This window comes from Dictyobacter halimunensis, assembly GCF_036245075.1.
This window is the reverse complement of the sequence record NZ_BSRI01000001.1, coordinates 3,015,815-3,038,212: the sequence shown is the minus strand read 5'-3', so window position 1 is coordinate 3,038,212 and position 22,398 is coordinate 3,015,815. Positions and strand designations below refer to the sequence as shown.

The window sequence follows — 22,398 nt, the reverse complement described above, 5'->3', positions numbered from 1 at the left end:
ACTTTATACTGCTGCTCATCGACAGTTCTTGATCAATTTCACCAGGGATAGGAGTACAACACGATGAGCAACCAGACAACTACTACATTGGAGGAGACACCGGTCCTTATCGTTGGAGGCAGTATCGTTGGCCTTTCGCTGGCCCTCTTTCTGGCTCGACAGGGGATACGCTGTCTACTGATTGAGCGTCATTCCGGCACCTCAATCCATGCGCGCGCAGGCTCCTTTAACCCACGCAGCATGGAGATCTTCCGCCAGGCCGGTCTGGAGTCCGCTATTTTCCAGGCGGAAACGCCACTGAATGAACTGGGCGAAATGGGACTGCGCGCCGCCAGCCTGGTGGGTCCGGTCGTTGATGCTAGCGAGCGGATCATCAATCAGCAGTATCAACAACCCGATCCCTTCGTCAGTCCAACGCGCCGCGCCCTGATTGGGCAGGATAAGCTTGAGCCGATCGTGCTGGCCCATGCCAGGGGCGCTGGCTGCGATATCCGTTTCTCCAACGAGCTTGTATCGTTTGAGCAGGATGCGGCCGAGGTAACGGCGCGGGTGAAAGAACGTGAGACGGGCCGTGAATACCAGGTGCGCGCCTCCTACCTGGTGGCCGCCGATGGCAATCGCAGTATGGTGCGCCAGCAACTGGGCATCGATAGCTATGGCTATGGCGAGTTGGGAAACTGGATCAGTATCCTGTTCCAGGCCGATCTCAGTCCCCTGCTACCCGGTCGCAAGATCACCCTCGGATTTATCAACAATCCTACTGTAGAGGGAATAATCGGACAATCGGCTGAGGACAGGTGGGGGTTACTGGCTCACCTTAAACCTGGTGAGCCCACACCATTATCAGAGGCGCGTTGCCTCGAACTGGTGCGCGCCGCCATCGGCAGATCCGACTGGCCAGTCAGGCTTGTCGGTACCTTATATTGGGAGCTGGCCGCTCGCGTCGCCGAACATTACCAGGCGGGCCGGATCTTTCTGACCGGAGATGCCGCCCACGTGATGACCACCATGGGGGCATTCGGCGCCAATACAGGCATCGCCGATGCCCACAATCTGGCCTGGAAGCTGGCTATGGTTCTGAAAGGCCAGGTTGCTCCCTCCCTGCTTGCCACCTACGGGGCCGAGCGCCAGCCAGCCGCTGACCTGGCGGTCGGCGTCTCCTCCTGGCTGTATGCCTATCGCTTACCACAGCATGAACAGCACGAGGAGATCATGCGGAGCGCCTCCCAGCTCATAAAACGCGTGCGCCTGCTCCCTGATGCGCCTCAGCCCACCGGCTTTAGCGTCGTCAGCGGCTACCTCTACCGTTCAAACGCCATTATCCCCGAGGATGAGACCATCACACCATTGTTTGAAAACGCACCATCAGGAAGCCCCGGCACCCGCGCCCCACACATTTGGCTCTCTTCCAACGGAGAAACCCTGTCAACCCTCGATCTCTTCGGCCGGGAATTCGTTCTGCTCACCCCCAGCAGCGATTCCTGGGCCGCAGCCGTCACCAATGCATCCAATAAACTCAATGTTCCACTTGCCATACACGGCATTGGCGCTCACCAGCCATACGCCGACGCAGAGCTGCAATTCCAATCAAGCTATGGTCTCACCAGCAGTGGGGCAGTGCTGATGAGACCTGACGGCTTCATTGCCTGGCGCGCCCATTCTCTCCCGCCCGATCCCATCCAGGCACTTGAGCACGTATTCAGAAATATGGTGAGGTAGTGCTAGCGGGTCATGTTTGTGCCTGGTGCAAACGTGATCCGCTAGCACATCATTAGGAGATGTATTTCCATAACTATGGAATACATCTCCTTTTTGTCATAAAAGATATCTCATCTCTATAAAGATACTTTTCTTGCACGTACTGTGCCTGCTTTTGGCGGCCTACGGCTCTTGTTCAGAGAAAAATGCGTTGAGTCGTTGTAGTAGTTCTTCTGGTTGTTCCTCTGCAATATAGTGGCCGCATTGTGGGATGATGCCGCCGGAGACGTGTTCAGCAAGCTGAGCGAGACTATGGAAAGGCCAGCCTGCACCGCTGTATTCGCCTCCCAACGCTAAGGCCGGGATGTGTAACTTTTCTTTGCTGTATTCTTTAAAGAGCTGTGCATTGGTTGAGAACGAGCGATAATACTCAAATCCGGCTCGTAAGGCGTCTCGGCCAGAATAACAACGAACGTACTCGTCGATATCTTCCTGAGTGAATGCAGCCGAATTTCTCGCACGGGAGAAGAACCACTGAAGCAGGATGTGCTCGCGTCCTTCGGCGAGAGATTCCGCCAGGCTCCCAGGAGCCTGGAAAAAGCCGAAGTGCCAGATTTTGAGTTTGGTGACAAAATCTTCGCCCCCAAAGCCTTCGAGGGGACTGTCCAGGATCACGAGGCGCTGCACAGCCTCACGGTACCGAGCGGCATAGGCATAGGCGGTTAAGACCCCCAGATCATGACCGACGAGGAAAATCTGCTGGAAACCTAGAGAGCGCACCAGAGAGAAGGCGTCCTCAGCCAGTGTTGAGGCATCATAGCCGCTTTCCGTTCTTTCCGAATCGCCCATCCCACGCGAATCGGGCGCGATCACCGTATATTTCTCGGCGAGTGCAGGCATAATTTTTCGCCATTCGTACCAGGTCTGAGGCCAGCCATGGAGCAGCACCACCGGAAATCCTTGACCGCCAATGACATAGTGTAAACGGACTCCATTGACTTGTGCTGTTTGATGCGTAAAGAGAGGCTCTAATTGAGCCGGAAGTGGCGTAGTCATTTTGTCCCTTCTCTTGTTGAACCCCTCTTGAGCAGACAGGGTTCTGTACAGACGTATCCTACAATAAGTCGTCACACGGATAATTTGCTTGCGCTCCATCAGCATAACAGAGTATGATATATCGAACAACACAAAGTATTCGAAGCAAACATTCATCTTTACTGATAGGTTGAGGATTATGGATCTACGGCATTTGCAGACGTTCAAGGTGATTGCGGAGACAGGTAGTTTTGTCCAGGCTGCCGAGCGACTGCAATACGCGCAATCAACACTCACACTACAAATTCAGCAACTTGAAGCGGAACTCGGAGTCGAACTCTTTGATCGCCAACGGAGAAAAATCCAGCTTACCGCCGCAGGACACACACTCCTCATCCACGCTCAGCATGTACTCAATCAAGTCGAGCAAATGCAGCAGGATCTCTCAGATCTCGCCGCAGGAGAGAGCGGCACGTTACGTGTGGGCATGATCGAGCCAATAGCACAACTCTATCTTATGCAGGTCATGTGCACCTTTCGTGAGCGCTATCCCCGTATCCGTCTCACAATCGAGATCCTGAGCACAAACCGCACGCACGAACAACTCATAGCCAATCAGATTGATCTTGGCATCTCAACCCCACCACCCGCCAACGTAGGACTCATCTTCGAACCAATCCTGACCGAAACGCCTGTCCTACTCCTCCCCAAAAACCATGCTCTCCTGCAACAAGACGAGATCTTGCTGAGCGATCTATGCGCTGAATGCTTGCTCCTCACGGATCCGCCCTGTGCCTATCGCACGGCTATCGAGCAAGCCTTTATGGCACGCGGACTTCCACTGGCAATTGGCATTGAGATCGGTAGTCTCGAAATCATCAAGCAAGCCGTCCAGCAAGGAATGGGAGTCGCAATCATGCCTCAACTCGCCACATACCATATTCCAGACGGCACAGTTATCCGACATATTAAAGACTGGAAGCTGCATATGCCTCTTGGTCTCATCACCAGAGAAGTTCCGCTCCCACAAAGCAAGGTGGTACAAGCGTTTAGCTCCTTGTTCAAACAGGCCGCCGCAGATGCTTGATATCTAAAACAGGACACTACCGCACAACAGAAACAAGGGAAGTAATTTGCTGACAACTAGGGGATAGTTCGCCAAAGCTGACCCACAGTAGGGACATGGCTCATCCAGATTGCCTACTCCTGCTCACATGAGGTGGTTGCTATTAACGATGAGCATGGTTTCTGCCTTTCTCACAAAAGTCGCACCTGCTGGTGGTGCTCCGCGAGAAAAGTATACCAATACTGCTCACTCTGACGGCTCGCTCAGATGACCAGTTTACCGCAATCATTGAGTGCAACAATACGTAGCCCAGGTCTTGAGTAAGTATGCGCTAGCACTGCCTCACCATATAAGAAAACAGGCGGCCGCATATGCGACCGCCCGAATGGGACCCTCAACCATGATTATTCATGCAGTGTGGCAGGAAGCTCTTTCCCTTTGGGGATAAAGCGGATCGACAGCGAATTGACGCAGTGGCGCGTATTCTTCTCTGTCAGGCGCTCACCCAGGAAAACGTGTCCCAGGTGTCCACCACAGTTCGCGCACAAGATCTCGGTGCGCCTGCCATCCGCATCCGTCTCGCGGCGGACCGCGTTCGGATAATTCTCATCAAAAGCAGGCCAACCACAACCGCTATTAAACTTGCTCTCAGCAGAAAAGAGCGGGGCATTACAGCGCCGACAGATAAAGGTGCCGTCGGCAAAAAATTCATCATACTCATTGCTAAAAGGGCGCTCGGTCCCCTTATGGACCATGACCCACTCTTCTTGCGGTGTTAATTTGTTCATATCTATCTTCCCCTATCTCAATTTCTCAAGGTTGTCCTCATAAAAAAACATCTCTTACTCATGATAATATTTATAACAATTCACCGCCACACGTATGTTCCCCAAAACCACGTCATTTCCCGCTATCCAGAGACCCTGTGCCCATCACACAAATCTACATCTCAGCATTATATCCAACTCGTCTCATTTGAAAAGATCAGCGTATAAGAAGAAGAGAGGTAAAGTAAACACAGCAATCACAAAGGGGATGAGAGTTATGTCAACACACGAAGCTAAAATCTACCGAAAAACAGAACTGGTCGGTACCTCAAGCGTCGGTTTTGATGACGCCGTAAGACGCGCCATCGTGCGAGCGCAAAAAACCCTGCGCCACGTACAGTGGTTCGAGATCAAAGAACAAAGGGGCCGCATCGGCGGAGAAGCCATTGAATACCAGGTCACCCTGGAGATCGGCTTTGCCCTCGAATAAACACATGATCATCACAAATCATCGTCGTCGTGGGCGAGAATGCCGGAGGCATCCTCAACCGGGCTCGCCCCGACTTACAACCCCGTTCCCCCGCGCCCACCTTCCACCAACGATGCCACCTCCCCTCATAGGTGCCGGGCTCGCCCCGGCTTATAACCCCGTTTCCGGTCGAACACCTTCCACCAATAGACATAACCCGGTCAGAAAGGGTAAGATGCAGAGGATAACACACAATTCAATAGATTGGAGCCTCACCAATGTCAATGTCCGATATCTCCATCATACCCGAGATGAGCCAGGATGATCGCGTGCGCGTCTATCGCGGCAGCCGCCTGCGTGTCTGCCCCAACAACTTCTCAGGGCCAACCGAGTTCGATGGCATGGAGGTCGACTGCTATCTCCTGACCACCGATCGCTTTCGTTTGCTCTGTGATACATCGATTCGACCGGAAGATATGGCCACGATCTTCGAGGATATATGCGCGGATCCGGTCAAAAAACCTTTGCTGATCATGAATAGCCACGCAGACTGGGATCATTCGTGGGGCAACAGCTACTTTACGGGAGAGCGTACCACGCCAATCATCGCGCATGCACACTGTCGGACGCGCCTGCAATCGGAGAAAGAGCAGACCTTTTTGGCCGGATTTCAGCGGAGCTATCCCAACCACTTCCACACGGTCGCTCTCACTCCTCCAACCATCACCTTTCCTGATAGACTCACCCTGGACGGTTGCGATCTGACGATTGAGCTCTTTAGCGCGCCGGGACATTGCCGGGACCACATCGCAGCCTGGCTCCCTGAACTACGCCTGCTGCTCGCCTTCGATGCCGTCGAGACACCGCTGCCACTGCTAGCAAACGTCGCGGGCGTCCCGTCCATGTTCTCGACCCTGGAGCATTTCGCCAGCCTGCAACCTCAACGCGTCCTCTGCTCCCATGGGGGCACGACCAGCCCTGGCATCATCGACGCCAACCTCACCTATTTCCGCGAGATCGAGCAGCGCTGCCGCGGCGTGTTAAAACAGCAACTCCCAACCGAAAAAGACCTGGAGCAGGCCGCCGCCTTGATCAACTATCCGCTCGATGAAGTGGTCGCGGACGCCTCACGCATGATCGAAATCCCCGAACCAATCGACCGCCCATTTTATAGCGGCGCCCACAACGACAACATACGCTACATCATGCAATGGCTCATGAGTTAATACAACGAATGTACCATAAAAGTCCTTGATAGCAGATAGTCTAGATTATCTGCTATCAGAAGGCGTCCACTCGTACATCTCAATCCGGCAATACTCCTGAAAACCCAGACGCTGGTAGACCGAGTAACCCATTGAAGATGAGCCCAGGACGCCGACACTGCAACCCCACATGCTGGCGTCCTGCAGCGCGGCCAGCGTGATGGCGGCCCCGATCCCCTGGCGGCGCGCCTGCGGCAAAGTGAAGACAAAATAGATGCCCGCCACACCGGCCCCTAGAAAAAGCGATGCCGTGGCTACCGGCTCACCATGCCACCGTGCCAGGTAATGGTGCCACAGCCCATCCTCGTCAAAACCTATCTTGCGATACATGGCTCCCACCCAGTTCGCCTCAATCTCTCCCTCTCCAAATCCCATCCCTAGCGTACGTGCCCATATCTCCAACTCCCGCTCGTTACGTACGCGCTGAATAACCAGGTCATCGGGTACGGAAATAGACTCGTTTAGCTGCCCCAGATCAAGCGCCATCCCTGGCTCACTACCCTCATGCGTGAAACCATGCGCAATCAGCCGCGAGCCGAGATTATCCGGACCCATCCACGGTCCAACATGCCAGGAACCGGGCACGTTGTAGGACTGCAGCAGCCGTATGGAGTCCTCGATAACTTCATCCACGTTCTCCTCGCTGAGATGGGCACGTATCACACAATTATGATAGGCAAGCGGAGATCCACCGATAATCCACTGCCGACCCGCCTCATTACATTCCTCACCGCCCCCCCGGCGTCCCAGGGTGAGCAAAAATTCATTCGTATTTGCCTCAATCATCTCAACCATGGCTTGCTCTGCCAGACCATCGTACGGCTGCTCCATCATTACCCCCTGCATCAATTCAGGATCTCGTCAACATTGATCAAATAGCATCATACATTTTAATCAAAGTATAACTTATCCTCTACCCCCTATCCACATGGCAATGCAAACAAAATACCATTCCACATTTTGCAAACAGGAATGTACAAAGAAGAGGGAACATGCCTTCGGAAAATGAAAGGCCCCGTAGGTGCTGGGCTTGCCCCAGCTTTGGAGCGTAGCGACCCCGTTCTCGGCCGGTTCGTCTTCTGGTAAATAATATCTCAGACAATTAACCATGATATGTATTACAATAAAAGCGGTCAGTGTCCGGTGTTCGCATTTACTCCCACAGTGACCTATTTATAGTCGATCTCACTTCCTTTACCTGTCATCTAATTGTGGATAGCGTTTTCGCAGAAAGGTATTTCTATTCATGGCACTTCAGTTTGGCATTTCACTCCCGCAAGGCTGGACCATGGACCTGGCCCATATCAAGGATCCTGTTGAGGCATACGAAACCATGACCCGTGTGGCGCAAACGGCCGATGAGGCTGGTTTCAATTCAGCGTGGCTGGTGGACCATTTTCATACCATCCCTCAGCCCTCTCAGGAAGTGACGTTTGAGTGCTGGACCACAACGGCCGCTCTGGCCCGTGATACCAGGCGCATCCGTATCGGCCAGATGGTCTCCTGCAACGGTTATCGGAATCCCGCCCTGCTGGCCAAGATGGCCAGTACAGTCGATGTCCTGTCGCATGGTCGCCTCAATTTCGGCATCGGCGCCGGCTGGTATGAGCATGAATACCGTGCCTATGGCTATGACTATCCTGATGCCCCTGAACGCCTGCGCTATCTGCGCGAGGCTGTCCAGGTTATTCTGGCTATGTGGACGCAGGAGGAGGCTGTATTCGAAGGCAAATATTACCATGTCAATGGCGCCATCAATCAGCCTAAAGGGGTACAGAAGCCACACATCCCATTGCTGATCGGTGGCGGCGGTGAAAAAGTGACCCTCAAGCTGGTGGCCCAGTACGGCGATGCCTGTAATGTCTCCGGCGACCTTGAAACCCTCAAACACAAATTTGAGGTTATCCGCCAGCACTGCGAGGCCATCGGACGTGACTACAACAGTATCCATCGTACATCGATGAGCGTCTGCATTATTGGTGAAACCGATGAAGAGGCGCTGGCCAAAGTTCCACCAATGATGAAGGCTCGCTTTGGCAATGCCATCAATAATACACTTGTCGGTAGCATCGATACCATCCGTCAGCGCCTGCAGGCATACGAAGAAGCCGGCGTGCAGGAACTGCTCATCGCTTTCCCCGATGCCACTCAGTTAACTTCGATTAAGCGCTTCGCGAGCGAGTTCATCGTCTAATCGTTTTTCCTGGGAACCAGCATAATCGAGGTGTCTGGCGCGGAATACGCCAGACACCTCGATGCTACTTTAACTTTTAGCTTGCAACAAGCCGCGGATCTGCTGTTCATGGTCTTGATAATGCTCATAGGAATTATCGGCGATGACAGCGACCAGGGTATCACCCGGCCAGTCTCTGGTCCAGGCAAAACGATGCGGCGTGTTGAGATCCTCCTCCGAAAGCGTCTGCACCAGTATCTCTACCTGCTCAACGAAGCGTTGATGGGCCTGGCGAAAGAACTCCTGTACCTCTGCCAGGGAGCGATCCCGGTTCTCACGATAAATGCGGTCATTGCTCCCCATGTCAGTCCGTTCCACCGGCCTGGGGGTAATGCCACGCACAACCTCGTCCAGCCAACGCGTACAAATCTGTTCCCATGCGGCGATATGCGCCATGGCATCTTTGATGGACCATTCCCCCGCCGAGGGAGGTGTACAGATCTGCGCCTCTCTTAAGGGCGTGAGCAATGCTTCGAGTCGTGCATATTCAGTCTGGATCGTGTTCAACAAATTCGTTTTGTCCACGTTATCCTCCAGAAATATTTCATCCCTGTTCATTCAGTCCAGCAATCACTAGCTTAACTATAACTATCCTTTTCTGACAATGAAAAGCATGGCGCGAATTAACCCATAAGGATAATTCACGTCATGCTCCTCTCTCAATCTACAAGTTATATATTTGCGGCCCACTACTTGCGCCATAATTTGTCGAGCAGGATACCTCCTACGACATATACGGTGACAAAAGAGGCTACCACCCCATACATCCAGGCCACGGTTTTGCCAGTTGACGGCTTCTTTTGGCTCATCTTGCTCATCCTTTCACACAGCTGCCCTTGCCCGCCAGTTCCATCTAGCGGCTCTGATGAAACCAGGTATGCGTTAGACGCTACGTATACGTATACGTTTGGGTACTGCGCAAAGTTGGCAAGCATATGGCGAAACCGCCACCAACTGGCGGCTATTTATTGACCCAGCGCGGCAATCACTAACTGCGCCACTTTACGCCCCGAGTATTGTTGCTGGCCCGTAATCAGGCGTCCGTCGCGGATGGCGAATTGCTTGAACAGACCCGCCTGGACATAGTTGGCACCTCGCTCTCTGAGTGCGTCCTCCAGACGCCAGGGCATGATCTTGACGCCGGCCGCTTTGTCCGAGTAATCCTCTTCTACGTTGGCGAAGCCAGTGACGATCTTGCCGGTGACCAGATAGCTGCCGTCGGAGAGCGTGGCGTCCACCAGGGCCGCCACGCCATGACAGAAGGCAGCTACCGGCTTTTCAGCTTCATAAAAGCTACGAATGGCGCTGTGCAGATCTTCGTTGTCGCGGAACGTAAACATCGGCGATTGCCCACCGCAAATAACCAGCGCATCATACGAGCTGTAGTCGAGTTCGGCCAGCCGTGGCGTGTTCTCTAGCAGTTCCACCAGATCGGGAGTAGAGAGAAATCCCATGCTGATCAGGTCATCAGACGACCACTTGCTGGGGTCGCGCGGATCGCTAAGCGCGTCGACCTCGACCTTGCCACCAGCGGGGCTGACAATGGTGACGTCGTAGCCGGCCTCGCTAAATTCATAGAAGGGATGCGAGAGTTCGGCCGCCCAGAATCCTACCGGCCAGCCAGTGGTGGTGGAGGTGGAAGGGTTGGCTACGACCTGCAAGATGCGAAAGGGTTTGGTGTGCGTGGTGTCAACCACTGAGTGGTGAGAACCGCTATTCTGAATGCTGATATCTGCCATGAACTGTTTCTTCTTTCTTTTATAGAACTATGCGTACACTACATGCCTAATACTTTGAAGGCCAGGTGGCGAGGCTTCTTCTGGCCAAAGACCAGGGCGAACCAGAGGGAAGCGACCGCGTCCATTACGCCAACTTTATCAACCCCACCCAGATACACCGGTCGCAGGCCAACCTCGCTAATCAGTTGCTCGACGGTGGCACGGGTAGCACCATCGGTTCCGCAGTAGAAGAGGTCCGCCTGGATACCCTCAAAATTGGGCTCGGCGAAGTTCTCCCATCCCAGAGAATTGAAGGCCCGATAAAGCTGAGCCTGTGGCGTATGCTGCTGGAAGTGACCCAGGTTGTGCATCGAATCTTCCCCAACGCGATTGGCGGCATCAACAATGATGCGCCCGTCGAGCCGGGTGGCATATTGCCGGGCTACCTCTTCGACTGCCGGGCCGGGCAAAGCGATCAGTACCACATCGGGCTGCTTCTGCAGCGCGTCCTCTATGGTACCCACCGTGGCCTGGTCACCAAACTCGCTATGCACCAGTTGAGCGTTCTTGCCCGCCGGATCGCTCACGCCAAAATGCAGTTCATGCCCCGCCTGGCTCCACTTCTTACCCAGCGTGCGTCCAATGTTTCCGGCACCCAGTACGGCAATAACCAGCGCTTTTCTTTCCATCATGTTTTCTCCATAAACTATCTATTGAATGCGGCGAAATAGCACCTTTTCTGGGCTCCCTATTTCACCGCACTTATTACTTCCAATACAACGTTTGAATTCAAACATTTATTCCGATAATTCTATGTGATATTATTGGAGAACAAAATTGGTTTATCCATTTTCGTTGCCAGGGCGATTTTATGTGCATGAGGTTAGATCAAAAATGTACAGCGCTTCGCTTCAGGCTAGAGGGTGGATTGTAAAGCAACGAATAGATACAAGCATGGGTGGAGTATGACGGAACAGGAAAGATTTCTGCCAGAGAAAATAAATGTCAGGCAAGCGGATGAGACAGATAAAGAGCGCTCCTCTCATTCAAAACACTATCTTAAGGATCATGTCGATGGGGTGCTCGAAGAGTGGGCTCAGGAACTACCGGACCTTCCAGTCGCGCCAATCGCGATCATCGGCCGATTGGAAAGGCTGCATACCTATCTGCGCTCCGAAGTTACAGCTGTCTTTGAACGCTTTGGCCTGACCGGGCCGTCGTTCGCGGTGATCGCTACTCTGCGCCGGGCTGGCCAGCCCTATCAACTATCACAGCGTGCCCTGGTGGATGCCCTGCAGCTGACCGGGGGGACGATCAGCGTGCGCATCGATCGGCTTGAGCGCGATGGCATCGTGGAGCGCCAACCCGATCCCTCGGATCAGCGTGGGGTCCTGGTGCGGTTAACCGAGAAGGGGTTGCAGCTCTTCGAACAGGTCGCTCCATTGCATCTCGCCAATGAGGAACGTCTGCTCTCAGCATTGAATCAGCAGGAGCGCGCGCAACTGGCTGATCTCCTTCACATCCTGCTCAGCAGCTTCGACCAGGTCACCTCCGAAGATCCTCGGCATCCCTTACACTGGCTGGGAGCGTCCCTTGCGCCCGTCCAGGTAGCCAGAACGATACGCCGCGCCTCAGGACTGCCTGACATCCCTGGTCTGCTAGTGCGCAGTGTAAAATCATCGGGTTCCACTACGCAATCTAAGCTATATGAAGGAGACTTGATTATCGCGGCCAATGGATTAGAGGTTCGCACCATTGAAGAACTCTATAAACAGGTGCTGACGGCCAGGGAAAATCCTCTGGTATTGGATGTGCTCCACGGCCTTGAACACAGACAGGTCTCGCTAACCATTCACCTACCAGAAGAAGGGTAAGCGGTGGGCGTTTTTTAGTGGCTCGTTAGCCAGATTTCCCTCTCGTGCCGCCAAAAACAAGCAAATTCCCTAACATCTTATTCATTTTTCCACGCTGCGAAAATTGGTATACAATCCTGGCTCTACCCATGCCAGATAAGCTCAAAATTCATGTGGATCGGTAGGTTCGACTCCACCCATCTGCCACCATCACCCTGACGCTTTATTCATATGCACTGAACATAAATCCCATTTTCATTTGCTCTCTGAAAAAACAGACAATCTACACCCCATTTTTTACCCCTCGCTTGTTTTTGGGGTTTTTATAATGCATTTAGGTATCCAAATTCGTAAGGAAACAAACGAAATGAGTGCAAAGTTGTTTATGTAGTCGGTGTCGTTTATGGTTGACAATCCATTTATGTACACATGGGCATAGGCAATTCCATTAACTTATCGTTGTGAGAGATACCATTAAATTTTTTTTTAGTGAATGAAAGGAAATACACATTATGAGCATTGATATCGCACGAGCATGGAAAGACGCCCAGTATGCCGAGAGCCTCAGCAGTGAGGAGCGCGCGCAGTTGCCACAGAACCCCATCGGTTCCGTTGAACTGACCGATTCAGCCCTGGCCACGGTCAATGGCGCGCACTGCCACATTGATCCATCCTGCTGCGGCGGACTCTGGCCAGTCGATCCCATCCCTGGCTTCCGCCGCTCCGGGGGTTCCTTTTACGGTGGTAACTATGGACTCGTCGGTGAGGGCTATGGATTCGTCGGTGGCGGCTGCGGCTATGCCGGCGGCGGCTATGGATTCGTCGGTGGCTTCGATGGTGGCTGCTGCCACTGCTGCTAATCCTCTCTAAGAGCGATTGATAATCACCGAGCACCTGAAGCGAGCGACCAACGCGAAGTTGGTCGCTCGTTTTCTTTATCCTGTTAATGCCGCAAGTAAAGAAGACTTGCATGTTACGAGATTTTTGCCGCTACCTTTTCGCTTGTATAGCAAATCTTCCTCCCCTTATACGTAAAACCTCTTATTATGATAAATTTCTATTCATTTTCTTTTACTTTGAAATTTGATGTCCGAAAATAAAAATTTCACACAAATTCGCACGATCTGACCATCAATGCTTGCTTATCCCTCTGCTAGAAGGCATCACATGTGTATTTATATTCATTAATTAAGCTATGCAACACCCTTGTTTTGGCTTCTTCATGAATTTATATACATATATTTTCCCGCCTTAAGCGCTCGCTTGTTTTGGTGGTTTTTATAATAGATTTAGGTATCGAAATTCATTGAGACACGCAAGCAGTCACTACGAGATCGGACATAGAACAATGAAACAAAAATACCATAGCGGTATTTGCAATAGCTGTCTCTATAGCCATTTCTGTAGCGCGTTCGTCGTACGGTACCACAAAAGTAAATTTGTCGTTTTATCACATGAAAAGAAAGGCACCATTTATGAACTTCAACATTGCAAAAGCCGGGAAAGATGCTCAGTATCGTGAAACCCTGACCAGTGAAGAGCTCGCGCAGCTTCCTCAGAATTCCATCGCTGCAGTTGAATTGACCGATGAAGCTCTTTCGGCTGTCAGCGGTGCCTGCGCATCAAACAGCCAGAACCATCAGAACTTCTATTATGGCTATCAGTTTAACGGTGGCTACCAGTTTGACGGCTACTTCCAACCACATCATTGCCATCGTCGCCATCACCACTGCCATGGTGGCAATAACTGGTTCGGTGGCTTCCAGCCTTCAAACGGTGGCGGCAACTGGTTCGGTGGCAACCACGGCGACAACCACTAAGCACTACCCGGTTCGGTAGCACCATGGCGGCTGTCGTTTAGCCATCTATGGGCTGGCTCTCCCGGTTGCCGTGGGATTGCTCTGTAAGCAGGTCGATAACTACACATCAAAGAGGGTTCCTTCGCATGTTGAAGGGACCCTCTTTGATGTGTCTTATCTTCCTGATCATCGTCCGCGGCTTGCATGAGGTTTCGCACCTACGGTGCTCACCCTCCCATAGCATGGTGGTGCAACAAGGGCGCTTCCGCGCCCTTGTTGCACCACCATGCAAAACCAGCGCGTCTGCGCAGCGGACGCGCGTGTGGGAACACTCACCTGCCTCCAGGATGACGGAAGTAATACCCATTCTATAAGAAGAGAGAGACACCCGATGCAATTTCATTTATTGAAGCAGCGCGCCGGCGATGGTGTGGGCGGCGGCGATGATATGGGGCGCGAAGGTGGCTTCGTCGATCTTCCCCAGCAGGACCACACCGATGCTGGCCTCGGCCTGCTGACCATCGGGCTGGATGGGTGCCGCGATGCCGCTGGCTCCATACTGGATCTCGTCGTAGCTGGTAGCGTAGCCGCGTTTGCGGGCCAGGGTAAGCTCCCGGCGCTCGCCGGGCTGTCGCGGGCGCCCGGCCAGGATGGCCAGGCCCGACGCTCCTCTATCGAGCGCGTGCCGGAATCCGGGTCGATAAGCGATATGCATGGTCGTTGTCCTTGGTTCCAATGTGGTTAGTACAACGCCTTCGTCCCCATCCATGATCGTCAGACAGGCGGTGGCCCGCAGCTCTTCCGCCAGCTGCCTCATGGCAGGATACGCGGCCTCCTGTAAGCGTGGGACGACATGGCGAGCCAGTTCAATCAATCCAATCCCCAGACAATACCGGCTATCCTCTGTACGGCGCACCAGGCGGTGGGCAACCAGCGTGTTGAGGAGGCGATAGGCAATGGTGCGGTGAATATTCAGCGCCTGCGCGATGTCGGGCACGCTTAATCCCGCTGGATAGCTGGCCAGGATGTCCAGCACGCGCAACCCACGGTCCAGTGTCTGAGCCGTTTCGCCTTGCAGGGGTCGTTCATTTGGACGCGGTTGTGCCATAACCTCAATTTCCTCGTTCATCCGCTATTTGCACCGCACAGGTACTATATCGACCGACTATACAATATCATAGCTTTCTTGTCCATATGCCTGCGCCTTTTCTGTTTCTTGACATCCAATAGGTTCCCTGCTATAACTAACACAGATGGTCCGATTAACGAATATTTTGTCCGATTATCGCACAGATCATGTAAGAGCAATGACGCATTCGCATGGAAAGAGAGAGTCCAATGACGTACCAGGATTTCATGCCGATCCAGAATTTCGACTATATTGAGATGTATGTTGGCGATGCCAAACATACGGCGTATTATTTCACCCACGCCTGGGGCTTTGTGCCCGTGGCATACGCGGGTCTGGAGACCGGCACGCGCGATCGCACCAGCTATGTGCTGGAACAGGGCAATATCCGCCTGCTGATTACCTCCGCGTTGCATCCCGATAGCCCGATCGCGCAGCACGCGCATCTGCATGGCGACGGTGTCAAAGATGTGGCGTTCCGCGTTGAGAGCGCCGAGCGTGCCTATCAAGAGGCGACCAGCCGTGGCGCGCGCGGTGTGATGGAACCAAAAGAGATTCGCGACGACTTCGGTTCGGTGAAGCTGGCCTCTATCGCGACCTATGGTGAGACGCTGCATACCTTTGTGGAGCGCCAGGACTATAAGGGTGCATTTATGCCTGGCTTCCGCGCCATGGATTCGTCAGTGCCGCGCCGTTCCCGTCCCGCTGGCCTTGCGGGCATCGACCATGTGGTGGGCAATGTGGAGCTAGGCAAGATGAACGAGTGGGTGGGCTTCTACGAGAAGATCATGGGCTTCACCCAGATGATCCACTTCGATGATCGTCAGATCAGTACCGAGTATTCCGCCCTGATGTCGAAAGTGATGCAGAATGGCAGTGGTCGCATCAAGCTGCCGATCAATGAGCCAGCCCCCGGTCGCAAGAAGTCGCAGATTGAGGAGTACCTCGATTTCTATCATACCCCCGGCGTGCAGCACCTGGCCTTGATTACCGACGATATCGTGTCGACAGTGCGCAACCTGACGGAGCGTGGCGTAGAGTTCCTGCGCACCCCGCGCAACTATTATGATGATGTACTTGACCGGGTTGGTCATATCGATGAGGATCTGTCGCAACTGGCCGATCTGAGCATCCTGGTCGATCATGATGATGAGGGATATCTGCTGCAGATCTTCTCGAAGCCGATCGTGGCACGTCCAACGGTCTTCTTTGAGGTGATCCAGCGCAAAGGTGCCCGCGGCTTTGGTGAGGGTAACTTCAAAGCGCTCTTCCAGGCTCTGGAACAGGAGCAAGAGCTGCGAGGAAATCTCTAAATGAAGCTGGTCACGGTCAGAACCGCCCATGATATTACATATGCGGGCGTAGTACGCGGTGAAGAGATACTTCTACTCCACTACCCCAACCTGCTCAGGCTATTGCAGGATCCAGCTGGCATGCAGCAAGCACGCCAGCTGCTGGAGAGTAATAAACCAGGATTATCCCTGCGCACGCTTACCCTGATGACGCCCGTGCCCAATCCACCCACGCTGCGCGATTTCTATGCCTTTGAGCAACACGTCAAGGCGGGTCGCGCGAAGCGTGGGCTAGATATGATCCCTGAATGGTATGAGCTCCCGACCTTCTACTTTTCTAATACCAGCGAGCTCTATGGACACGATGAGCGTGTCCCCTATCCAGTCGGCAGCCAGGAACTGGATATCGAGCTTGAGATCGCCTGCGTGATCGGGCGCGAAGGCAAAAATATTTCAGTCGATGAGGCACACCATTATATCGCGGGCTATACCATCATGAATGATTGGAGCGCGCGCGATTTTCAACGCCAGGATATGAAGCTCAATCTGGGACCCGGCAAGGGCAAAGATTTCGCCACGTCGCTGGGACCCTGGCTGGTCACCCCCGATGAACTGGCTGGCTATCGCGCTGGCAGCGGGAGCAGTGAGCGTTACGACCTGGAGATGCTGGCCCGGATAAATGGTCAGGAGATCTCTCGCGGCAACTTCAACCAAATCTACTATAGTTTTCCCCAGTTGATCGCCTACGCCTCACGCAACGCTCGTCTGCGTCCCGGCGATATCCTTGGCTCCGGTACCGTTGGTACGGGCTGTATACTGGAGCTTGGTACCGAAGTTCATCCGTGGCTGCAGCGTGGTGATGCGGTTGAACTGGAGATTACGGGAATTGGTGTATTGCGGAATAGGATTGTGTAGCTTTTTTTAATAGAGGAGGTGAGGCCGATGCCACCTTATCATCGCCTGGGTGAGATTCCGCCCAAACGCCATACGCAGTTTCAGAAGCCGGATGGCTCGCTCTATTCGGAGGAACTGTTTGGTATCGAGGGCTTCTCGAATAATTACTCTAACATCTACTACCACTATCCTCCGACCCGCGTGAAGAAGATCGAGCCGTTCAGTAAGCAGCAGTTTGAGGATTGGAACGAGGATGTTCATCGCCACCACCACTTGAAGACGGCGGGCTTCAAGCCCGGCAGCGATGCGGTGCTGGGCAATATGGTCCTGATGTATAACAAGGATCTGACGATCGGGATCGCCCTGCCAACGCAGGATATGAGCTACTTCTATCGCAATGGCGAGGCGGACCAGATGTACTTCGTCCACGATGGTCACGGGGTGCTGGAGACCAATTTTGGCCTGCTCCCTTACCACGAGGGGGACTACATCATCATCCCGCGCGGGACGACGTTCCGCTTTACTATCGCGTCTGATAGCCCACAGTCTCGCTTCCTGGTGGTCGAGGCCCACGGCTCGATCGAACCGCCGCGCCGCTACCTCAGCCCCAATGGACAATTGCTCGAACACGCTCCCTACTGTGAGCGCGATATCCGCCGTCCCGAGGAACTGGTCACCCATACCGAGCGCGGCGAATTCGAGGTACGGGTCAAAGTAGGCGGCGTCATCAGTAGCTACTGGTACGATTTCCATCCCGTCAACACCGTCGGCTGGGACGGCTGCGAGTATCCCTGGATCTTCAACATCGCCGATTTTGAGCCGATTACGGGACGCGTCCATCAGCCCCCACCGGTCCACCAGACATTCCAGGGACCCAACTTTGTCGTTTGCTCGTTCGTGCCGCGCAAGCTGGACTATCATCCGCGCTCGATCCCTGTGCCCTACAACCACAGCAACATCGATAGCGACGAACTGCTCTATTACGTCAATGGCAACTTCGGCAGCCGCCGGGGCATCGAGCGCAGTTCGATGACACTGCACCCGCGTGGCATCCCCCACGGACCCCATCCGGGCGCCGTCGAAAAGAGCCTGGGCGCCGAGCGCACCGATGAGCTGGCCGTGATGATCGATACCTTCAACCCGCTCAAGTTCACCACCATCGCCCGCACCCTGGACGATCCCGCCTACCCATACAGCTGGTTCGCGGAATAACACTCACCTACATCAGAAACCGCGCTTCCCATAATTATGGGAAGCGCATACTCGCTCTGTGCCAGATCCATCCAGCAGTTATGACCAGCAAGCAGAAAACGGCGCCGATGAACATAGCGGCCTGCGGCCCAAAGAGCCCGGATAGCCAGCCCATCAATAAATAGCCCAGCGGGAGACTGCCGTCGAAGAAAAGGATCTGTACGCTCATGACACGCCCGCGCAGGTGATCGGGCGCGGTGGTCTGCAGAGCGGTCATGGACTGGGCCGCGAAATCGATCTCCAGACCTCCAACGCCCGCAATTAGAACCAGCGACACCGCATACCAGCCCGATAACGCGAACAAGATCTCCAGTACAGCAAAGATCAGCGTGCTGATCAACACGCGGCGAATGGTCGGCTGCTCATTGTTCCAGGCCAGCCATAAGGAGGCCAGTAACGCTCCAATCCCCATGGCTGCGGAGAGAAAGCCGAAGCTTTCCGGCCCTCCATGCAACACATCCGTGGCGAAGGATGGCAGCAGCACCCCAAAGTTGGAGCCGAAGAGCAGCACCAGGCCAACCACCAGGATCAATAGCAATATCGTCGGGGTATGCCATACATATTCCACGCCTTCACGCAGGCTCTGCCAGGTATTCTTCCGTCTCTCTCCCCCTTTAATGGGAGATGCCTGAGCGTACAGTTTGTGGCTATCGATCAGCAACAGGGCCGCAATCGCCGCCAGATAGCTCAGTCCATTATATAAGAAGAGAAAGGACTCACCGCTGAGCGCAATAATAATGCCTCCCAGTCCCGGTCCCACAATGCGCATCATCTGTGACAGCATGGAGTTTAAACCCACGGCATTCGGCAGATCTTCTCGCCCAACCATCTCGACGACAAATGCCTGACCCGTTGGCCTACCCAGGCAATTAGTGAGGCCCAACATCAGTGCCAGTATATACAGGTGCCATAATTGCACCGCTCCGGTCGCGATCAGCGCCCAGAGCAGCAATGCCTGGATCATAGCCGCAGTCTGGGTACTGAGCAAGACGCGTCGTTTGGGCCAGCGATCGGCGAAGACTCCTCCAAATAACGCGAAGAACAATACCGGCACAGCCTGTAGCGCGCCCACCAGCCCCAGTTGCCAGGCGCTATGGGTTAGTTGCCACACCAGCCAGGTCTGCCCGATCCCCTGCATATAACTGCCCAGCTGAGAGATCACCTGACCCGACCAGTACAGACGAAAGTTACGATGCCGCAGTGAAGTGAACGCTCGTAGCAAGCTTTTCTTCGGCCGCTTAGAAGCGACGCTCGTCAGCGCCTTCGCTTCCAGAACCTCCTCTGGCACAGCCACCTGGGAAGAGGCAGGATCATCAATCGGCTCAGATAAATCTTCATCTGCCATCTGATATCTTCTCCTTTCCACTCCATCAAACGAGATAGATGATAACTATACCGAAAGCAGATGCAAAAAAACATCGTCCAAAAGCACGATGTCGAGCTATTGACGAATATGCTACAATTAAAATGAGAAATTCAGGTCCTGCAAAAGGTTGCTGCGGAAACATTTACACTATTTATACACCTCCGACTCGCCCCCCTGATTATCAGCCAGCTTTTATCTCTTCAACTGGATTAGCCCCAAACCTCAATCATAGTGATCCAAAATTAGCAGGCAAGCGTAGTGCTCAATAGATCAGTAAAAAGAAAGGGGCCATTCATATCATGGCAAATATTCAAAAAACCACATCGCTTGTCTTCGGTATTGTTTTTCTCTTGATCGGCATCCTTGGTTTCGTTCCCGCCTTAACTCCAGGAGGAGCCTTACTAGGCCTGTTCATGGTCAATGGTGTTCATAGCGTCGTTCACCTGCTGTTCGGCATACTTGGCATCGCTGCCGCCTTTACAGGAATGGGACGCTTCTATAACAGGGCTGGTGGTATCATCTATCTGCTGATTGCTATCCTTGGCTTCATCCCTGGCCTTGCTCCCAATGGCATGCTCTTGGGCCTGGTCATGATCAATTTAGCGGATAACTTCCTCCATATTGTCATCGGTGTTGTGCTCACCGCCGTTGGTTTCGCCTTGCAGGACCGCCCCGCAATCGCTCAGAGAGCGTAACCATCGCAATGTATTTACTTCATTGCTAACTATAAAACAACACAATGGAGTACTATTCCCAACATTGATTTCCTTTTCGCGCTATAAAGAAGCTGCTGTTCTGTAATCATGTGTACAGGACAACAGCTTCTTTATGTTCGTTTAGATAGTAGGGAATTGTGTCTGGGGAGCTTCGGCTACAACGTACTTCTTATTTATCCAATAAACCAAGTCATTTATATAAACGCCAGCAGAGCAAGTTAACACTCGGTGCGGGAAGTCCCGTCTCCATTCATGGGACGGGATGAAAGCGCCGTTCCTTTTGGGCTGGTTGGGGGGCGAAGCATCCAACCAGCCTCGATCATCTCCTTGAAGCACCACCTAGAGGGCTTGATGCCTTCAGCCAATGCATGTGTCACCGGCTCATTTCAACGTGCTTTTCACCAATAAGTAGGTGCCCCCCAGTCGGTAGGAAACCACACTACGTGCATGATGATTGAAATGGAATCCTCCCTGATGTTCCCACTTGGAAATTTCGTTCGAGTATGCTACACTAGCAGACATGAACACCGTCAAGATCTATCAACTGAAGCGCCTCTCTTTAGAGCAGTATCAGCGCTTACGGACGGCACAGCAAGAAGCGGCGTTGGTGTGGAATGCGTGTGTGACATTGCACCTGCAGGCGCGCATGCAGCAGACCACGTGGCCTGGACGCGATGCGTTACAGAAAGCCACCAAAGGACGCTTTGCGCTTCATAGCCAGTCGGTTCAGATGGTCACCCATGCCTTCCTGGCCAACGTCGATACCACTCGGCAATTGCGCCGGTCGCATCCGCAAATGAAGATGCGCTATCCCTACAAAATGAAGCAGTTCTATCCTGTTTTCTGGCCCGCCCAAGCCGTGAGCAAAGAGAGCAAACGCGTGGTGTTGCCCATGGGACGCGGGCGAGGTTCGCTAGTGTTGCCCGTCGAACTGCCCCAACAGAGTCGGTCAGTGACACTGGTGTGGAACGATGGCTACGAATTGCATGTGAGCGTCGAGGTTCCCCAAGCCGAAGAAGCTCCGGGCACTGTCCACGCCACGGTCGATCTGGGAGAGATTCACCTTGCGGCCGTCATGACCAACACCAGTGAGGCCATCATCGTCACCGGGCGCGGCATTCGTTCGCTCAAACGGGGGCGTAGCAAAGCGTTGCGCACCGTCAGCAAGAAGCAGGCCCGTTGCACTAAAGACTCCCATCGGTGGAAGAAGTTGCAACGGGCCAAACGCAAGCAATCACGACAAGCAGAGCGCCGCATTCGTGACCAACGGCATCAGGCCACCCGCAACGTGATCGACTTCTGCGTTGAGCACAAGGTTGGAACTCTCTTCATTGGTAACCCCCATGGTGTCAGAAACAACAACCATGGCCATCACCACAATCAGCGTAGGAGCTTGTGGGAATATGGGCGTGACATTGACTATCTGACCCACAAAGCAAACCAGGCCCACATGGAGTGCTTCACTGGCTCCGAACGAGGAACAAGTAGCCAGTGTCCTGCATGTGGGCATAAACACAAGCCAAGAAACAGGCAATGGATCTGCAAAGCTTGCGGGTTCTCTGGACACCGCGATCTGGTAGGTTCGATCAATATGCATACGCTCACCTTTGATGAGCAAGTGAACTTTCCTCGTTCATTCACGTATCTTCGTCCCGCCATGTGCAGGTCAAGAAGTAGTAGGGCAGACGCGCCCCTGGTCTCCCAAAAGGAGAGCTGTTGTCTCAGTCAGTCCGGGTCTCAGCCACACGTTGCAGACGTGGCCTCTTCGGAGGCAGGTTACCGCCCGGACGATGCTGAGAAGCCTATCTCCCTTTAGGGGGCAGGAGCGTCACGAGAAGTTTTTCTGC

Annotated in this window: 21 protein-coding genes; 13 read left to right on the top strand and 8 right to left on the bottom strand. The window is 53.6% G+C overall.

The genetic code is table 11. From position 1 onward, the window contains the following. The first annotated feature begins 63 nt into the window (after window positions 1-63). On the top strand, window positions 64-1,719 hold the full coding sequence (locus AABA21_RS12415) for an FAD-dependent monooxygenase (protein WP_338250329.1): 1,656 nt from the start codon (window positions 64-66) through the stop codon (window positions 1,717-1,719). A gap of 162 nt (window positions 1,720-1,881) precedes the next feature. Here the strand turns inward: AABA21_RS12415 and AABA21_RS12410 are convergent, their stop codons facing one another. Next, window positions 1,882-2,754 carry an alpha/beta fold hydrolase gene (locus AABA21_RS12410; protein ID WP_338250326.1) on the bottom strand — a complete coding sequence of 291 codons (873 nt, stop codon included), beginning with the start codon at window positions 2,752-2,754 and terminating at the stop codon, window positions 1,882-1,884. A gap of 178 nt (window positions 2,755-2,932) precedes the next feature. On the opposite strand from AABA21_RS12410, the gene AABA21_RS12405 reads away from it, so the two are divergent. Next, on the top strand, window positions 2,933-3,820 hold the full coding sequence (locus tag AABA21_RS12405; RefSeq protein WP_338250324.1) for a LysR family transcriptional regulator: 888 nt from the start codon (window positions 2,933-2,935) through the stop codon (window positions 3,818-3,820). Window positions 3,821-4,203: 383 nt separating this feature from the next. Here the strand turns inward: AABA21_RS12405 and AABA21_RS12400 are convergent, their stop codons facing one another. After that, a complete protein-coding gene (locus AABA21_RS12400; protein WP_338250322.1) occupies window positions 4,204-4,587 on the bottom strand; it encodes a methionine-R-sulfoxide reductase in 384 nt (127 codons plus the stop codon). A gap of 256 nt (window positions 4,588-4,843) precedes the next feature. Between AABA21_RS12400 and AABA21_RS12395 the strand changes: the two genes are divergently transcribed. Further along, window positions 4,844-5,056 (top strand): dodecin, encoded by a 213-nt coding sequence (locus AABA21_RS12395; protein ID WP_338250321.1) that lies wholly within the window; start codon window positions 4,844-4,846, stop codon window positions 5,054-5,056. A gap of 257 nt (window positions 5,057-5,313) precedes the next feature. Then, window positions 5,314-6,261, top strand: coding sequence for an MBL fold metallo-hydrolase (locus tag AABA21_RS12390; protein ID WP_338250319.1), 948 nt, complete (start codon window positions 5,314-5,316; stop codon window positions 6,259-6,261). Window positions 6,262-6,306: 45 nt separating this feature from the next. Here the strand turns inward: AABA21_RS12390 and AABA21_RS12385 are convergent, their stop codons facing one another. Further along, a complete protein-coding gene (locus AABA21_RS12385; protein ID WP_338250316.1) occupies window positions 6,307-7,134 on the bottom strand; it encodes a GNAT family N-acetyltransferase in 828 nt (275 codons plus the stop codon). A gap of 412 nt (window positions 7,135-7,546) precedes the next feature. Between AABA21_RS12385 and AABA21_RS12380 the strand changes: the two genes are divergently transcribed. Further along, entirely contained in the window at window positions 7,547-8,494 is a 948-nt protein-coding gene (locus tag AABA21_RS12380) for an LLM class F420-dependent oxidoreductase (protein WP_338250313.1), read from the top strand. A gap of 69 nt (window positions 8,495-8,563) precedes the next feature. On the opposite strand, the gene AABA21_RS12375 is transcribed toward AABA21_RS12380, so the two are convergent. The 3 genes from AABA21_RS12375 to AABA21_RS12365 form a co-directional block, all read right to left on the bottom strand. Further along, window positions 8,564-9,058, bottom strand: a complete 495-nt coding sequence (locus AABA21_RS12375) for a ClbS/DfsB family four-helix bundle protein (protein WP_338250311.1) — start codon at window positions 9,056-9,058, stop codon at window positions 8,564-8,566. Between the two features lie 440 nt (window positions 9,059-9,498). Further along, window positions 9,499-10,272 carry a type 1 glutamine amidotransferase domain-containing protein gene (locus AABA21_RS12370; RefSeq protein WP_338250309.1) on the bottom strand — a complete coding sequence of 258 codons (774 nt, stop codon included), beginning with the start codon at window positions 10,270-10,272 and terminating at the stop codon, window positions 9,499-9,501. A 38-nt stretch (window positions 10,273-10,310) separates the two neighbouring features. Further along, window positions 10,311-10,943, bottom strand: coding sequence for an NADPH-dependent F420 reductase (locus tag AABA21_RS12365; RefSeq protein ID WP_338250307.1), 633 nt, complete (start codon window positions 10,941-10,943; stop codon window positions 10,311-10,313). 273 nt (window positions 10,944-11,216) lie between these two features. On the opposite strand from AABA21_RS12365, the gene AABA21_RS12360 reads away from it, so the two are divergent. The 3 genes from AABA21_RS12360 to AABA21_RS12350 all read left to right on the top strand — a co-directional run bounded on the left by AABA21_RS12360 (window position 11,217) and on the right by AABA21_RS12350 (window position 13,924). Further along, complete coding sequence (locus AABA21_RS12360) at window positions 11,217-12,125, top strand: MarR family transcriptional regulator (protein ID WP_338250305.1); 909 nt, start codon at window positions 11,217-11,219, stop codon at window positions 12,123-12,125. Window positions 12,126-12,616: 491 nt separating this feature from the next. Then, a complete protein-coding gene (locus tag AABA21_RS12355; protein ID WP_338250303.1) occupies window positions 12,617-12,964 on the top strand; it encodes a mersacidin/lichenicidin family type 2 lantibiotic in 348 nt (115 codons plus the stop codon). A 615-nt stretch (window positions 12,965-13,579) separates the two neighbouring features. After that, window positions 13,580-13,924, top strand: coding sequence for a mersacidin/lichenicidin family type 2 lantibiotic (locus AABA21_RS12350; RefSeq protein WP_338250301.1), 345 nt, complete (start codon window positions 13,580-13,582; stop codon window positions 13,922-13,924). 382 nt (window positions 13,925-14,306) lie between these two features. On the opposite strand, the gene AABA21_RS12345 is transcribed toward AABA21_RS12350, so the two are convergent. Continuing rightward, window positions 14,307-15,011 (bottom strand): IclR family transcriptional regulator, encoded by a 705-nt coding sequence (locus AABA21_RS12345; protein WP_338250299.1) that lies wholly within the window; start codon window positions 15,009-15,011, stop codon window positions 14,307-14,309. A gap of 230 nt (window positions 15,012-15,241) precedes the next feature. Here AABA21_RS12345 and hppD point away from each other — a divergent pair, with 230 nt between their 5' ends. From hppD to AABA21_RS12330, 3 genes are read left to right on the top strand one after another with little or no spacing between them, the layout of a single operon-like run. Then, a complete protein-coding gene (hppD, locus tag AABA21_RS12340; protein WP_338250297.1) occupies window positions 15,242-16,345 on the top strand; it encodes a 4-hydroxyphenylpyruvate dioxygenase in 1,104 nt (367 codons plus the stop codon). Next, window positions 16,346-17,239: a fumarylacetoacetate hydrolase family protein gene (locus tag AABA21_RS12335; protein ID WP_338250295.1), complete on the top strand. Its 894-nt coding sequence runs from the start codon at window positions 16,346-16,348 to the stop codon at window positions 17,237-17,239. Between the two features lie 27 nt (window positions 17,240-17,266). Beyond that, a complete protein-coding gene (locus AABA21_RS12330; protein WP_338250293.1) occupies window positions 17,267-18,430 on the top strand; it encodes a homogentisate 1,2-dioxygenase in 1,164 nt (387 codons plus the stop codon). 34 nt (window positions 18,431-18,464) lie between these two features. Here AABA21_RS12330 and AABA21_RS12325 read toward each other — a convergent pair whose 3' ends face one another. Then, window positions 18,465-19,814, bottom strand: a complete 1,350-nt coding sequence (locus AABA21_RS12325) for an MFS transporter (RefSeq protein WP_338250292.1) — start codon at window positions 19,812-19,814, stop codon at window positions 18,465-18,467. Between the two features lie 320 nt (window positions 19,815-20,134). Here AABA21_RS12325 and AABA21_RS12320 point away from each other — a divergent pair, with 320 nt between their 5' ends. Both AABA21_RS12320 and AABA21_RS12315 read left to right on the top strand, forming a co-directional pair. Next, window positions 20,135-20,530, top strand: coding sequence for a DUF4383 domain-containing protein (locus tag AABA21_RS12320; RefSeq protein ID WP_338250290.1), 396 nt, complete (start codon window positions 20,135-20,137; stop codon window positions 20,528-20,530). A 541-nt stretch (window positions 20,531-21,071) separates the two neighbouring features. Continuing rightward, entirely contained in the window at window positions 21,072-22,367 is a 1,296-nt protein-coding gene (locus AABA21_RS12315) for an RNA-guided endonuclease InsQ/TnpB family protein (protein WP_338250289.1), read from the top strand. The last annotated feature ends 31 nt before the right edge of the window (window positions 22,368-22,398 follow it).

Bases quoted from the DNA above. Each gene is read 5' to 3' on its own strand.
- AABA21_RS12415 (WP_338250329.1), top strand. From the start codon at position 64: ATGAGCAACCAGACAACTACTACATTGGAGGAGACACCGGTCCTTATC.
- AABA21_RS12410 (WP_338250326.1), bottom strand. From the start codon at position 2,754: ATGACTACGCCACTTCCGGCTCAATTAGAGCCTCTCTTTACGCATCAA.
- AABA21_RS12405 (WP_338250324.1), top strand. From the start codon at position 2,933: ATGGATCTACGGCATTTGCAGACGTTCAAGGTGATTGCGGAGACAGGT.
- AABA21_RS12400 (WP_338250322.1), bottom strand. From the start codon at position 4,587: ATGAACAAATTAACACCGCAAGAAGAGTGGGTCATGGTCCATAAGGGG.
- AABA21_RS12395 (WP_338250321.1), top strand. From the start codon at position 4,844: ATGTCAACACACGAAGCTAAAATCTACCGAAAAACAGAACTGGTCGGT.
- AABA21_RS12390 (WP_338250319.1), top strand. From the start codon at position 5,314: ATGTCAATGTCCGATATCTCCATCATACCCGAGATGAGCCAGGATGAT.
- AABA21_RS12385 (WP_338250316.1), bottom strand. From the start codon at position 7,134: ATGATGGAGCAGCCGTACGATGGTCTGGCAGAGCAAGCCATGGTTGAG.
- AABA21_RS12380 (WP_338250313.1), top strand. From the start codon at position 7,547: ATGGCACTTCAGTTTGGCATTTCACTCCCGCAAGGCTGGACCATGGAC.
- AABA21_RS12370 (WP_338250309.1), bottom strand. From the start codon at position 10,272: ATGGCAGATATCAGCATTCAGAATAGCGGTTCTCACCACTCAGTGGTT.
- AABA21_RS12365 (WP_338250307.1), bottom strand. From the start codon at position 10,943: ATGATGGAAAGAAAAGCGCTGGTTATTGCCGTACTGGGTGCCGGAAAC.
- AABA21_RS12360 (WP_338250305.1), top strand. From the start codon at position 11,217: ATGACGGAACAGGAAAGATTTCTGCCAGAGAAAATAAATGTCAGGCAA.
- AABA21_RS12355 (WP_338250303.1), top strand. From the start codon at position 12,617: ATGAGCATTGATATCGCACGAGCATGGAAAGACGCCCAGTATGCCGAG.
- AABA21_RS12350 (WP_338250301.1), top strand. From the start codon at position 13,580: ATGAACTTCAACATTGCAAAAGCCGGGAAAGATGCTCAGTATCGTGAA.
- AABA21_RS12345 (WP_338250299.1), bottom strand. From the start codon at position 15,011: ATGGCACAACCGCGTCCAAATGAACGACCCCTGCAAGGCGAAACGGCT.
- hppD (WP_338250297.1), top strand. From the start codon at position 15,242: ATGACGTACCAGGATTTCATGCCGATCCAGAATTTCGACTATATTGAG.
- AABA21_RS12335 (WP_338250295.1), top strand. From the start codon at position 16,346: ATGAAGCTGGTCACGGTCAGAACCGCCCATGATATTACATATGCGGGC.
- AABA21_RS12330 (WP_338250293.1), top strand. From the start codon at position 17,267: ATGCCACCTTATCATCGCCTGGGTGAGATTCCGCCCAAACGCCATACG.
- AABA21_RS12325 (WP_338250292.1), bottom strand. From the start codon at position 19,814: ATGGCAGATGAAGATTTATCTGAGCCGATTGATGATCCTGCCTCTTCC.
- AABA21_RS12320 (WP_338250290.1), top strand. From the start codon at position 20,135: ATGGCAAATATTCAAAAAACCACATCGCTTGTCTTCGGTATTGTTTTT.
- AABA21_RS12315 (WP_338250289.1), top strand. From the start codon at position 21,072: ATGAACACCGTCAAGATCTATCAACTGAAGCGCCTCTCTTTAGAGCAG.